Annotated in this window: 13 protein-coding genes and 1 pseudogene; 10 read left to right on the forward strand and 4 right to left on the reverse strand. The window is 30.5% G+C overall.

What is annotated here, in order from left to right; genetic code table 11:
- The first annotated feature begins 2 nt into the window (after window positions 1-2).
- The 7 genes and pseudogenes from pseG to BSD9I1_RS19135 form a co-directional block, all read left to right on the forward strand.
- Window positions 3-1,016, forward strand: a complete 1,014-nt coding sequence (gene pseG / locus BSD9I1_RS08045; protein WP_186429905.1) for a UDP-2,4-diacetamido-2,4,6-trideoxy-beta-L-altropyranose hydrolase — start codon at window positions 3-5, stop codon at window positions 1,014-1,016.
- Between the two features lie 36 nt (window positions 1,017-1,052).
- Complete coding sequence (locus BSD9I1_RS08050) at window positions 1,053-2,093, forward strand: glycosyltransferase (RefSeq protein WP_186429906.1); 1,041 nt, start codon at window positions 1,053-1,055, stop codon at window positions 2,091-2,093.
- A 208-nt stretch (window positions 2,094-2,301) separates the two neighbouring features.
- Window positions 2,302-3,771 (forward strand): VWA domain-containing protein, encoded by a 1,470-nt coding sequence (locus BSD9I1_RS08055; RefSeq protein ID WP_186429907.1) that lies wholly within the window; start codon window positions 2,302-2,304, stop codon window positions 3,769-3,771.
- A 109-nt stretch (window positions 3,772-3,880) separates the two neighbouring features.
- Complete coding sequence (locus BSD9I1_RS08060; RefSeq protein WP_186429908.1) at window positions 3,881-4,702, forward strand: flagellin; 822 nt, start codon at window positions 3,881-3,883, stop codon at window positions 4,700-4,702.
- Between the two features lie 20 nt (window positions 4,703-4,722).
- A complete protein-coding gene (locus BSD9I1_RS08065; RefSeq protein WP_186429909.1) occupies window positions 4,723-4,902 on the forward strand; it encodes a YjfB family protein in 180 nt (59 codons plus the stop codon).
- A gap of 82 nt (window positions 4,903-4,984) precedes the next feature.
- A complete protein-coding gene (locus BSD9I1_RS08070; protein WP_186429910.1) occupies window positions 4,985-5,542 on the forward strand; it encodes a transposase in 558 nt (185 codons plus the stop codon).
- 312 nt (window positions 5,543-5,854) lie between these two features.
- A pseudogene (locus BSD9I1_RS19135) lies at window positions 5,855-6,340 on the forward strand (DnaD domain protein); the annotation flags it as partial.
- 134 nt (window positions 6,341-6,474) lie between these two features.
- Here the strand turns inward: BSD9I1_RS19135 and BSD9I1_RS19140 are convergent.
- From BSD9I1_RS19140 to BSD9I1_RS08085, 3 genes are all read right to left on the reverse strand, one after another.
- A complete protein-coding gene (locus tag BSD9I1_RS19140) occupies window positions 6,475-7,068 on the reverse strand; it encodes a YhcN/YlaJ family sporulation lipoprotein (protein WP_373419348.1) in 594 nt (197 codons plus the stop codon).
- A 58-nt stretch (window positions 7,069-7,126) separates the two neighbouring features.
- Window positions 7,127-7,921, reverse strand: a complete 795-nt coding sequence (locus tag BSD9I1_RS08080; protein WP_186429912.1) for a TIGR00266 family protein — start codon at window positions 7,919-7,921, stop codon at window positions 7,127-7,129.
- Between the two features lie 87 nt (window positions 7,922-8,008).
- Entirely contained in the window at window positions 8,009-8,611 is a 603-nt protein-coding gene (locus BSD9I1_RS08085) for a DUF1836 domain-containing protein (RefSeq protein ID WP_186429913.1), read from the reverse strand.
- A 342-nt stretch (window positions 8,612-8,953) separates the two neighbouring features.
- On the opposite strand from BSD9I1_RS08085, the gene BSD9I1_RS08090 reads away from it, so the two are divergent.
- Window positions 8,954-9,604, forward strand: coding sequence for a hemolysin III family protein (locus BSD9I1_RS08090; RefSeq protein WP_186429914.1), 651 nt, complete (start codon window positions 8,954-8,956; stop codon window positions 9,602-9,604).
- Between the two features lie 258 nt (window positions 9,605-9,862).
- Here BSD9I1_RS08090 and BSD9I1_RS08095 read toward each other — a convergent pair whose 3' ends face one another.
- Window positions 9,863-10,942 carry a hypothetical protein gene (locus BSD9I1_RS08095; protein WP_186429915.1) on the reverse strand — a complete coding sequence of 360 codons (1,080 nt, stop codon included), beginning with the start codon at window positions 10,940-10,942 and terminating at the stop codon, window positions 9,863-9,865.
- 278 nt (window positions 10,943-11,220) lie between these two features.
- Here BSD9I1_RS08095 and BSD9I1_RS08100 point away from each other — a divergent pair, with 278 nt between their 5' ends.
- Together BSD9I1_RS08100 and BSD9I1_RS08105 are read left to right on the forward strand one after the other, a co-directional pair.
- Complete coding sequence (locus tag BSD9I1_RS08100; protein ID WP_186429916.1) at window positions 11,221-11,850, forward strand: bifunctional 4-hydroxy-2-oxoglutarate aldolase/2-dehydro-3-deoxy-phosphogluconate aldolase; 630 nt, start codon at window positions 11,221-11,223, stop codon at window positions 11,848-11,850.
- Between the two features lie 100 nt (window positions 11,851-11,950).
- Window positions 11,951-13,189: a Zn-dependent hydrolase gene (locus BSD9I1_RS08105; RefSeq protein WP_186429917.1), complete on the forward strand. Its 1,239-nt coding sequence runs from the start codon at window positions 11,951-11,953 to the stop codon at window positions 13,187-13,189.
- The last annotated feature ends 47 nt before the right edge of the window (window positions 13,190-13,236 follow it).

A 13,236-nucleotide genomic window follows, 5' to 3' on the forward strand; every position in this document is an offset into this window, starting at 1 on the left:
CTATGAAAATAGGTATTAGGGCAGATGGTGGCAGTTCTATAGGTATGGGACATATAATGAGAACATTGGTTTTGGCTAAAGAATTGGCTAAATACGCAGAAGTTTTTTATATATGCAAAACAGACAGCAATGAATTAGATAAGTACATAGGGGGAATTAATAAAGTTAAAAAAGAAGGATTTGAGGTGCAGTTAATAGAAGAAAATAATATAATTGAAGGATTAAAATATATTAACGCAGATATTTTAATTACTGATAATTATGACGTAAATGAGGAGTATTTTAATAAAACTAAATTAATGTTTAAAAAAGTTGGATATATAGATGATAATAACTTGTTATCTTATTATAATGTAGACTTTTTGATAAATCAAAACTTAGGCGCTGAGGAATTTAAGTATAAGGCTAATATTGATACTCAATTTTTACTAGGTTCTAAGTATATACTGCTAAGAGAAGAATTTAGAAATTTATTGCAAGATAAAACTTTAAATAATAAAGTAGAAAATATTATAATTACTATTGGCGGAGCAGATCCCAATAATGTAACAGGAAACATATTAAAAAATGTATCAAATTCAAAGTATAATTTTCATGTGATAGTTGGAGCTTCTTTTAATAATTTAGAAGTGTTAAGAGAACTTGTTGCTGAAAATGACAATGTAAACTTATATTTTAATGCTAATATGGTAGAAGTTATGAATAAATGTGACCTAGCTATAGCTGCCTGTGGAAGCACATTGTATGAATTATGTATATGTGGGGTTCCAACAATCGGAATAATAACCGCTAAGAACCAAGAAAAATTAGCAATAAAGATGGGTAGCTTAGGGATAATAAAGAATTTAGGATGGTACAATAAACTAGATAATAATTTATTGCATGATAGTATAGAAAATATTAGCGATAATCTAGCTGTAAGAACAAATATGATAGAAAAAGCTAAATATTACATTGATGAAAAGGGAGTATATAGATGCATTAATGCTATAAAATCCTTATTTAATGAGGCTTAAATATAATTTGTATTAGATTATTTGGGAGTTGTTTAAATGATAAGTTTATGTATGATAGTAAAAAATGAAGAACAAGGATTGGCACAATGTTTAGATTCTGTAAAATCTATAGCTGACGAGATAATAGTTGTAGATACAGGTTCTAATGATAAAACCAAGGAAATTGCACTAAGTTATACAAATAAAGTTTATGATTTTATCTGGGAAAATGATTTTTCAAAGGCAAGAAATTTTTCCATATCTAAAGCAAATAATGATTGGATATTAGTATTAGATGCAGATGAATTAGTAACAAATTTTAATAAGGAAAGCATTTTGAAACTCATTAAAGGTACTGATAAAGTAGTAGGAAGAATAAAAAGGATAAATACCTTTGAAGATTCCACTGGAGAAAAAAGATACATAGAAAGAATAAATAGATTTTTTAATAAAAAATATTATAATTATACGGGAATTATTCATGAACAGGTAACTTCACTAAATAATACAAGCTATACAACAGCCCCTTTAGATGTAGATATTGAACATATAGGATATACAAAGGAAGTATTAAATAAAACTAACAAGATATCAAGAAATATTTCTATGCTTAAGCAGGCAATTCATGATAATCTTAATGATCCATATTTGCATTATCAATTAGGCAAGTCTTACTATATGGGTAAGGAGTATACTTTAGCCTGTGAAAGTTTTGAAGAAGCTCTTAGATATGATATTAATTTTAATTATGAATATGCAGAGGATTTGGTTGAAACTTATGGATACTCATTGATAAATTCTAATAGATTTAATGATGCAATTAAAATTGAAGATTTTTATATTTATTATAAACAGTATCCGGACTTTAACTTCTTAATGGGATTAATTTATATGAATAATGGGAAATTTAATGATGCAGTTAATAGTTTTTATAAATGCATTGGGAATGCGGAAGGGAAAATAGAGGGAGTTAATTCATATCTAGCTTATTATAACATAGGAGTAATTTTTGAATGTTTAGGATATACAGAAGAAGCATTTAAACATTATAATATGTGTGGTGATTATAAGCCTGCATTATCTCGACTATCAAAATAAAAAATGCAGTGGATGATATAAAGAAATCAAACTAATATATATGGCAAGGAACCTCATAATAAAATATGTGGTTCTTTTTTAATTTAAACTTTAGTGAAATAAAATTTTATATTCTATACATTTTCGTTAAATTCTCTTCGATATAATATTATAAAATTTTAACGTTTTAGATTTTATTTGTAATGTAAATCAAAGAGGAGAGACACAAATGATTATAAATCATAATTTATCGGCTATGAATGCTTATAATAGATCAAAAAATAATAGCATAAATGCATCAAAAGCTATGGAAAAACTTTCAACAGGGCTATCAATAAATAGAGCTGGTGATAATGCTGCAGGTTTATCAATTTCTGAGAAAATGAGGGCTCAAATTAGGGGATTGCAGCAGGCTGAAAGAAATATCCAAGATGGCGTTTCTTTTTTACAGACTGCTGAAGGTGCATTAGGGGAAATAGAAAACCCTAATTTACAAAGAATCAGGGAACTTGTGGTACAAGCAGGTAATGACACTTTAACTAAAGAAGATAGGGACATAATTCAGCAGGAAATAGATGAAATAAAGAAGAGTATTGATGGCATAGCAAATTATACTGAGTTTAATGGAATTAAACCCTTAAGTCCACCATCCATTAAAGAACCTCCTAAATGGACACCAGGAAATGCCGATATTGTATTTATTATAGATAGAACAGGAAGCATGGGAAGTGCCATAGAAAAGGTAAAATCCAATATAGATGGATTTGTAAATAGATTGAGTTCAAATGGTGTGGATGTAAAATTAGGTCTTGTTACTTATGGAGAAGTAAATTCAGGAGAACCTACAATAAAAAAAGAATTTACTAGTGACTTAGATAAATTTAAATCTAATTTAAATAGCATTAATGTAAGTGGTGGCGGTGACTGGTATGAATCGGGACTTGAAGGTATTGCAGATCCAACTAATGGAGCAATAGCTTACAGTTTTAGAGATGAGGCACCTAAACACTTTATACTAATTACCGATGCACCAGTACATGATGATAATCAAGACTCAGATGATGGAGATGATTTGTCAACATTTGATATTGATGAAGTAGCAAATGATTTAAAAAGTAAAGGCATTAAACTCACAGTTGTAAGCAATATGTACGGAGAAACAAATAGTCAGCTAAAAAGACTATCTGATCCAACTGATGGGGATTATTTAGATATAAGCGGTAATTTTGGAACTCAATTAGATGCTCTTGCAGGTAAGATAATGATAGACGCTGGAGCTGAATATGATACTGAAGATATGCCAACTATTACCCTGCAAGTGGGTCCCAATTCTAAAGAAGTATTTAAAGTAGAGTTATATGATACAAGAACTTTTAAGATAGGATTAAGTGATGTACAAGTTGATCCTATTGAAGAAGTACAAAAGGCATTATCGAATATAGATAATACAATAGCTTTAATTTCTGGGAGAAGAGCTAAGTATGGTTCTTATGTAAATGCCTTAGAACATATTAATAATAATGTAAGTAACTATAGCCTAAATTTAGAAGCTGCAAATTCAAGAATTTTAGATACAGATATGGCAAAGGAAACTATAAATTTAAGTAAGACTTCTGTAATGCAAGAGGCATCATCGGCAATGCTAAAACAAGCAAATAATTTACCTAATGGAGTGCTTGAACTTTTAAGAAAAGAATAGCTATATAATCTCCTTATTTAACATTAATTTAAAGTTTTTTCTTAGAATCACGATAATTTAAGATATAGCTGGATAAATAGGAATTATGTTACAATAAGGAGGTGAGATTGTGTTTGTTCAAAGTAATTTATCACTTTTAAATTCTTATGGAAAGTTTACAAGTAATAAAACAAGTAAGAATGATATTATTGAAAAAATATCAACAGGAAAAAGAATTAATAAAGCAGCAGATGATGCAGCAGGACTTTCTATAAGTGAGAGTTTTAAGTCTCAAGTAAGGGGACTAAGCGTAGCTGAAAGAAATATACAAGATGGAATTTCTATGATCCAAACAGCTGATGGAGCTATGGGTGAAATAACCAAAACTCTTCATAGAATAAAAGAAATGGCAGTTCAGTCTTCTAATGGAACTTTAACAGATGAGGATAGAAGTGCACTAGAAGAAGAATTTAATCAACTCAAGGAAAATATAGACACTATATCCAATCAAACTGAATTTAATGGAATAAAACTTTTAAATGAGAATAAAACATTAACTTTAAAAATTAAAGATAATCCGGATATTTTTTATGATTTATCTTTATTTGATAGCTCCACTAATGCTTTAGGATTAGATGCGACTTCAATAAGTACTATAACAAGTTCTAGTAATACTATTACAAAAGTAGATAAAGCACTAAATAAAGTTATAGAAAATAGAACTATTTTGGGGGCTCATTTAAATAATTTACAATCTTCTTTTAATGATGCAAGTAATTCAAAGTTAAACCTAACTTCATCAGTTTCTCAAATTGAAGACATAAATATGGCAAGCGCTGTTATGAAGTCAGTTAAAGACAATATACTTGTAAATAGCAACCAATCTTTGTTGGTATCAGCACGTCAAAATAACGAAAGTGTAAATTCGGTACTTAATAAATGGCTTAGTTAGCTAGATATGGAGGAGATTAAATGGATATAGCAGGATTATCTGTTGCGATGAGTCAGTCAAAGGTTCAAGATGCAGCAAGCTTGGCAGTAATGAAACTTGCCATGAATACAGGAAAAGAAACTGCAGCACAAATGACTGAAATGTTACAAAGTGCAGCTGTAGATCCAAGTAGAGGACAGCACATAGATATAAGAGCATAAATATCACCCCAGGGGTAACACCCCTGGGGTTTAAATATTGGGAAAAGGGTTATAATCAAGAATAAAAAAGGAGATCTTGATTATGCCAACGATTAAAAGAAATTGGTATCCTGGGGCAAGTTATCATATAACAGCTAGGGGAAATCACAGAAGCGATATATTTAAAGATGAAGGTGATTTCAACAAGTATTTGTCTTTAATGAAAGAAGCACTAGAGTATTTCCAATATGATAACTATGAAATAATATGTTATTGTCTAATGAATAATCATGTACATTTATTAATAAAAACAGAAAATAAACCTATAGGTAATTTTATAGGTAGAATAAACAGTATGTATGCAAAATATTATAATAAAAAACATAATTACATTGGACATTTATTTCAAGATAGGTATTATTCTGAGTTAATTAAGAGTGATGTACAAATGTTAGAAGTGAGCAGATATATACATTTGAGTCCTGTAAGAGCTAAAATGATAAAAACTCCAGGAGAATATAAATGGAGTAGTTATAACATATACATAGGTAAGCAAGAGAGTAAGTTAATATTATATGGTAGAATACTCTCTTATTTTAACAAAGAAAGAAAAGTAGAATTGTATAGAGAATTTATTGAAAGTGCTACCCCAGGGGTGTAATAACAAATTTCATATTTCTGCATATTAAATATATAGGTAGAAATTTTTTGGAGGTAGATACTTATGGCACTATATAGACAATTACAATTATCATTTTGGAGAGATGCGTTCGTTATGGATTTGACACCGGAGGAGAAGTTTTTCTATGTTTACTTACTTCAATGCACTAATAGTAAACAATGCGGGATTTTTGAACTCCCTAAAAGAACTATTGAATATGAGACAGGCTATAATAGAGAAACTGTCAGCAAGCTGCTACAGAGGTTTATTAGCTATGGCAAAATAGAATACTGTGAGGAAACAAAAGAAATAATGATTTTAAATTGGATAAAGTACAATTTTATAAACAGTCAAAACACAATAAAGTGCATAAATAAGGAAATAAAGGGAATTAAACATAGAGAGTTTGTACACAAACTCTATGATTTATGTAAGAAGCTAGTATACCCTGTACATTTAATTTTTGATGGTGTAGAGGACTTTCGGAGAAAAATAAGGGGCTTAGAAGGGACTTATAAGGACCTAGGGGAAGAAGAAATTAAAAAAGAAATTAAAGAAGTAGAAGAAAAAGAAGAAGCAGAAATAATAGAGAACTCTGCTGATGTTTATGGGGATGCAGCTGATGAAGTAGAAGATACAGGTATCGGTGAAGCGTTAGATGTGTTTGATAATAATATTCACCCAATAAATCCTATAGAGTTTGAAAGTCTTATGGATTGGAGTGAGGACATGAGCCGTGATTCCATAGTTTTGGCAATTAAAGAAGCAGCATATCATAATGCTCAAAGTATGAAATACATAGAGTCTATTTACCCAGCAGCGTTAAGGTATGACTATTATTTCTTAAGGGATTTGGCCCAAATTAAGTACCAGCAGCTTATATATCAGCTACTAGTACTTACCATTTCTAATTTCAGAGATATGTTAAAGCGTTATTTCGGAATTATCCTATTGAAAATTTCTTTAATTTCATTTCCAAACTCTGATATAGGTTTGCCAGCTTGTATGCCCTGGCCAATCTTAGATATTCTACTAAAAAGGTCTGGATCTGCAGACACTGCTACTGTGTCAATTTCCTTATCAGTTTCTTTAACTTTAGCTTCAACACTGCTCTTAATTTTATCTGTAAGATTACCTTCTACATTGTTACCTATGTTAACTCCCACTAAAGCTCTCTTTTCAGTTATTACTACTGCTGCGTCTTTTACTCCACTTACAGTTTTAACAGCGTTAGCAATCTTTTGTGATCTTTGATGTAAGTCATTTGCTGTTCCTTGGTTTTGTCCTTGGGTCTGTGGAGATATTTTACTTTCTACTGCGCTATTTCCTGGTGTTTGATTTTGAGCTTCTTCCGTTTTAGAAATCTTCTGTTCTGTAGTAGTATTTTTGTTACTTTGTTCATTTTTACTTGTGGCACCGCCACAACCATATAAAGTTAAGAAAAATAACATAATAAAGCTAGTTAAAGCTGTAGATAATTTCAAATCTTTTTTCAATTTTATCACCTCAAAAATATATTTTCTCATTTTGCTTTTATTATGCTATTTTTATATTTTAAATATTATAAAATAAAGAAGAGTTTATTTAATTATCACCATCAAAGAAGTTTCCAAGACCACCTAAAATACTTCCTTCTTCTTTTCTTCCACCAGTATGAGGGGAAGCTGCAAATACACGCTCTGCAAGTCTGCTAAATGGAAGGGATTGAATCCATACACTTCCAGGGCCTGATACAGTAGCAAAAAATACTCCTTCACCACCAAATAAAGTATTTTTAATACCGCCTACAAATTCTATATTGTAGCGTACATCTCTTGTCATAGCAACTAGACAACCAGTATCTACTCTTAAAGTTTCACCAGGAAGTAAATCTTTTTTTACTAGTGCACCACAGGAGTGGATAAATGCTAGGCCATCGCCTTCTAATTTTTGAAGTATAAATCCTTCGCCACCAAAAAAACCAACACTTAATTTTTTTCTAAAATCTATGCCTACAGAAACTCCCTTTGCTGCACATAGGAAAGAATCCTTTTGACATATAAGCTTTCCGCCAAGCATGCTTAAATCCATAGGAAGTATTTTACCAATGTATGGTGCCGCAAAGCTCACCTTTTGTTTCCCATAACCTGCGTTAGTAAAGGCTGTCATAAATAAGCTTTCACCTGTTAAGATTCTCTTTCCAGCTCCAAAGAGCTTATCCATAAATCCTCCAGAAGACTGTGATGAACCATCTCCAAATATTGTTTCCATTTGAATGCTCATATCCATCATCATCATGCTTCCAGCTTCAGCTACTACAGTTTCTCTAGGGTCAAGTTCTATTTCCACGAATTGGGTATCGTCTCCATAAATCTGATAATCAATTTTATGCGAACTCATAAATGATCCTCCATCCATAATTTTATTTTTAGTATATTCAATATACAATATAATTATTTTACTCTAGGTGTGTAGACTTTTCCATTTTTACTTGAATTCATAATTAGTAAAGAAGTCATCAATAATTTTTTCAGATAATCTTTTGTAAGTGTTTGCTTGATTTATAAGAGTAAGAACGGTTATAAGCATTTGTGAAAACTCTAGGTTTTTAGATGACAAGTCTTTTGTATTTTCAAGTACTAAGGTAACCTTTTTATTTAAATCCTCCTGTAAAGTACTCGAATCAGCTTTTTTTACATGTAAAAATGACTGATATATCTTTTCAATTTCTAAGCTTTCATTTTTTGTAGATTCCACGGTTTTAATCATGTCTTTAAATAATAAACTTATATCACTTATAGATAAGTTTTGCTTTAGATAATATATAAGTATTAGCAAAATAATATGAGCTTTTGAGTACTTCTTTTTGGTAGAAGGCATAAGTATTTTAGCCTTAGTGTAGTTATTTATCATAGTCTTAGTTAATATCTTATCGTCTTCATTTCGTCTTAAATGCGACAACTTGCTATCAAATAAAGTAATAACTTGATCCATATACAAATCTAAGTTTGGAATATCTGAAAGCTCAATATCTTCATAGGAAGAAATCTCTTCAATCAATGAAGATAATTTATTTATATCAAATTCCATTTTCAGCACCTCTAATTGTAGTTATTTAACAAAATGTTACCATATGTATATTACTATTTCAATATAAAGTATACAAAACTAGATTATGAGGTAAGTTAAATGCTAAGTTAGATAAATCTAGCAAATTAAAGAAAAAATAGATATGATTTATAAAACCTAGGGAATACTTAAGAATATGGGGGAAAATCATTCTATGAAGTAGTTATAATTTATTTAAAATTGTGGTATTATAATAACATGACACGAGGTGGTTTTAAAAACTACATAACATGGTTATAGATAAGTAAATGTATCCTTATAAGATACATTGATAAATAAATTATTAAAATGGAGTGATGATATATGCTTACAAAGTTTAGGGAACCCATAAGTGGATTAACTCATTTAATTGGAGCTGTAATTTCTCTTGTAGGGATGATACTGCTTATTTGGCGTGAAAGTACAGTGCCAAAACCTGAACCATTGGCTTATGTTGCAATAGCTATGTTTGGATTAAGCTTAATACTTCTTTATACAGCAAGTACGGTATACCATTTAGTAACAGCTTCAGAAAGAGTGATTAAGTTTTTAAGAAAACTGGATCATTCAATGATTTTTGTTTTAATAGCAGGAACATATACTCCTATATGCTTGATAGCTTTACATGGGACTTTAAGATGGGCAATGTTTATAGGTATTTGGGCTTGTGCTATCATGGGCGTTGTATTTAAGATGGTATGGTTTAATGCTCCAAGATGGATATCTACTTTGTCTTATGTACTTATAGGATGGATTTCCGTATTTCTAATTCCAGCTCTTTCAAAGACCGTGTCAACAGGAGGAATTGTTTTATTATTTCTTGGTGGTGTTTCCTATACTTTAGGTGCAGTTATATATGCAACAAAATGGCCAAGGATAAAATCTAATATATTTGGATTTCATGAGATATTTCATTTGTTTGTTATGGCGGGCAGTTTTTTTCATTATTTTATGGTATTTAAATATATGCTTTAAATTATCTATAGATGCAAAAGTGAATTTATCTTATTTCACCTAAAAGCAGTAATATTTTCGTTTGTAAATTAGACAAAAATAATCAATATTCAGAAGTGAAGGTTTATGATATGAAAGATAAGATTGAAGTAGAAATTTTCGACAATCTAGTTACTGATTTAAATTCAATATTTCAAACTAATAGTTATTATTGAAGTAATATTTAAAAGGAAGGCTGTAAGTGCAGTCTTCCTTTTAAATATTAAGATTTTTTATAAATTAAAAGCCTTCAGGTAATGGAGCTTTTGTTGATTCATTAAACATAGATATCAAATCTACTAAGTCTATGGATTTAACATCTTCTTTATTTGGAACCTTTATATCTATGTTTTTATTGATATCAAACACATCATAACTAAGATTAAAGGTTATTGAATCTTTTTCAGCTATAAGGTCTGCATTTATTTTTTGCTGAACTATATAACCATCTTTAATAGCAAAGCTCATTACTAATCCATTTTTACCAAATATATCTTCCATTTTATCAATTTCTTTATTTAATTCATCCATATTAATTTTTTCATTTTCTTTAGAACCTTCAGGAACTAAAGCTGTAAAATAATCTTTAAGCTCTATAACTCTTTTTTCATCTTTTACATAAGCTTTTAAAAGTTTTTTAAGCCCTTCATTATTTAACTTAATTTCATAAGTCTCAAGTTTTTCCTCTGTTCCATTAATAGTCACAGAATTCTTACCTGTGTATTTTATTAAATCCTTACCATCTTCTTTTGTATAATCCTTTAAGAATAATAATGAGGATTTTTGAATATTTCCAGCATTTGCAGCGATTTTATTCATATTAATATTCTGCGAAGTTTTTGCATCTTGATTTTGTGTCTTTTCCATCTGTTGTAGTTTTTCAAGACCCTTTGAGTCAATATAAATATAGTCAGTATTTTGAAACATAGGGCCAGCTTGAGCTTTTAACATCTCGGGTACTTCTAAAAGCATTTTAAGGTCTGCATTATCCTTATCTAATGATATTTGCTGAATTAAATCTAAATCAGTACTTACACCCATAGCTCCAACTTTTATATTTGTTTGAGATTTAGCTAAGGTTTTGCCTTCTGTAACGGATTTACCAGTTAACTCTAAGTTAAATCCGTTAAATCCGCCCATTTCTTGAGCTGCTTGGCCACTAAATTTAAAATCTGCATTAGCCTTATAGCTTAATGACTTGATAGTGCTGGCTTTTTCTAAAGCTTTTATCAGCTTGTCCTCTTTTGAAGTACATCCTGTCAAAGAGAGTAAGCTAATACCAATTAATAATGTACCAATAAGTCCTTTGAATTTTTTCATGTTTTCCTCCTATGTAATAAACTATGATTAGTCCTATTTTTATCAGAAAATAGGACCATATAAAATTAATTATATGTATATTTTAAGTTAAACACAATGGAGTTAATTGGAAGAATAAGAGCAAATGTTTTTTACGACTATAGACAACAGAGATCTGATATTTAACGTATACTGAGTTTATAGCTATAAATTTTTAATTTCATATTTAAAGCTGATTCTTCATATATCTGTATAAAGACGCAGAGTTTATACAGATGAAGGAGGAGATGACTAATATTATGGATAAAAGAGATATTAAAAATAGATTCAAAAATAATATAGTGACAGTAATAAGGGAAAAGGATTTAGATTTTGCTGAAGTACTTTGTAAAAATATAATATCTTCAGGAATAGATATAGTTGAGGTTACTTGTATAGTCAAAGAAGCACCAATACTTATAGATAGACTTAAACGTAAATATCCAAACGTTCTTATTGGGGCAGGAACTATAGTAGATAAAATACAATTAAAGCAAGTTTTAAATAGTGGAGCAGATTTTATTGTATCTCCATGCATAGTAGAGGATGTAGGAAAGTACTGTAAATCTCACGGGATATTTTTTTCACTAGGAGTTGCTACTCCAACAGAAGCATTTAAAGCATATAGTTTAGGCTCAGACATCATAAAGGTGTTTCCAGGAGAATCGCTAGGTCCAGAATTTATCAAAGCTTTAAAGGGACCATTTCCATATATGGACTTAATGCCAACAGGAGGAGTAACAGAGGATAATATGGACAAGTGGTTTGAAGCAGGGGCCTATACATTAGGGGTAGACGAAACTTTAGTTCAAGACATAACAGCAGATAATTTATATGAACTAAGAAATAGATGTGACAGATTAGTAAGAGCGCTTTGTGAGTTTAGGTAGAAATATGGAAAGTGTATTACTATCTTTCTAATATTTGCAGGAAAATAGATATATGGGCAGAATATATAAAGTTAATGAAAAAACAAGGGGGGCGAAGTTTTTGAATACAAATCTTGAAAGAATTAAAAGGGACATTGAAGCATTAGGTGAATTTACATCTACACCAGGAGTAGGAAATACCCGTCTTTCATTTAGTGAGGAAGACAGAAAAGCTAGAGAATATATAAAGGGGCAAATGAAAGAAGCAGGACTTCAGGTTTATGAAGATGCAGCAGGAACTATAGTTGGCAGACTTGAGGGAGAACTTAAAGATGCGCCAGTAGTTATGATAGGTTCCCATTATGACTCGGTTAAAAATGGAGGCATATTTGATGGACCAGCTGGAGTGGTTACTGCTCTTGAATCAGCAAGGGTTTTTAAGGAAAATAATATAAAACCTAAATATCCTGTGGAGTTTATTGCAATGATAGAAGAGGAAGGCTGCAGATTTGGTGGAGGTCTTTTTGGAAGTAGAGCAATGGTTGGAAAAGTAACAAGAGAAGAACTTGATAAATATAAAGATACACAAGGAATAAGCATAGCACAGGCTATGAAAGATTTTGGATTTAATCCAGATGAAATAAATAAAGCAGTAAGAAATCCTAAGGATATAAAGGCATTTTTAGAACTTCACATTGAACAAGGACCTATCCTTGAATCTAATAATAAGGATTTAGGAATAGTTCAATATGTAGTTGGTATAAGAGAATTTGAAGTTATAATTAAGGGAAGAGCTGATCATGCAGGAACAACTCCTATGGATATGAGATTAGATGCATTAGATGCTGCAGCACCAGTAATATCAAAGATAAGTGGATTTGCAAAAGAAGCAGGAGAAGGAACTGTAGCTACTATAGGAAAATTTCAATTGCTTCCAGGAGCTGCAAATATAGTTCCGGAAGAGGTTAAATTTACTGTGGATATAAGATCAAAAAGTAAAAATCTTATAAATGAAGTTTCAAATAAAATAAGTAAAGATCTTGAAAATATGGCTGAAACTAAGGGTGTTAAATATGAAATTATAGACAAGCTTAATGTAAATCCAGTAAAGCTTTCAGAAAATATAATAAGTATAATGAAAAATAAAGCAGATAATATAGGTTTTACAACAGAAGATATGTTAAGTGGAGCAGGACACGATGCTATGATTATGGCTGGAGTTACAGAGGTAGGTCTTTTATTTGTGCCAAGCAAAAATGGAAGAAGCCATTGTCCAGAGGAATGGACTGACTACGATAAACTCCAGAAGGGCGTAGAAATCATGTGTCAAACACTTGAAGAACTTTGCCGAAATAATTAGTAACTATTGATTTCCACGATAATAACTTTTACTTAAATCTTGTTCTA

This window comes from Clostridium sp. BSD9I1, assembly GCF_900185645.1.
In the GTDB taxonomy this organism is placed as follows: Bacteria; Bacillota; Clostridia; order Clostridiales; family Clostridiaceae; genus Clostridium_AK.

What these genes read in the sequence shown, in the direction of transcription:
- pseG (WP_186429905.1), top strand. Translation starts at nt 3, where the DNA reads ATGAAAATAGGTATTAGGGCAGATGGTGGCAGTTCTATAGGTATGGGA.
- BSD9I1_RS08050 (WP_186429906.1), top strand. Translation starts at nt 1,053, where the DNA reads ATGATAAGTTTATGTATGATAGTAAAAAATGAAGAACAAGGATTGGCA.
- BSD9I1_RS08055 (WP_186429907.1), top strand. Translation starts at nt 2,302, where the DNA reads ATGATTATAAATCATAATTTATCGGCTATGAATGCTTATAATAGATCA.
- BSD9I1_RS08065 (WP_186429909.1), top strand. Translation starts at nt 4,723, where the DNA reads ATGGATATAGCAGGATTATCTGTTGCGATGAGTCAGTCAAAGGTTCAA.
- BSD9I1_RS08070 (WP_186429910.1), top strand. Translation starts at nt 4,985, where the DNA reads ATGCCAACGATTAAAAGAAATTGGTATCCTGGGGCAAGTTATCATATA.
- BSD9I1_RS19140 (WP_373419348.1), bottom strand. Translation starts at nt 7,068, where the DNA reads ATGAGAAAATATATTTTTGAGGTGATAAAATTGAAAAAAGATTTGAAA.
- BSD9I1_RS08080 (WP_186429912.1), bottom strand. Translation starts at nt 7,921, where the DNA reads ATGAGTTCGCATAAAATTGATTATCAGATTTATGGAGACGATACCCAA.
- BSD9I1_RS08085 (WP_186429913.1), bottom strand. Translation starts at nt 8,611, where the DNA reads ATGGAATTTGATATAAATAAATTATCTTCATTGATTGAAGAGATTTCT.
- BSD9I1_RS08090 (WP_186429914.1), top strand. Translation starts at nt 8,954, where the DNA reads ATGCTTACAAAGTTTAGGGAACCCATAAGTGGATTAACTCATTTAATT.
- BSD9I1_RS08095 (WP_186429915.1), bottom strand. Translation starts at nt 10,942, where the DNA reads ATGAAAAAATTCAAAGGACTTATTGGTACATTATTAATTGGTATTAGC.
- BSD9I1_RS08100 (WP_186429916.1), top strand. Translation starts at nt 11,221, where the DNA reads ATGGATAAAAGAGATATTAAAAATAGATTCAAAAATAATATAGTGACA.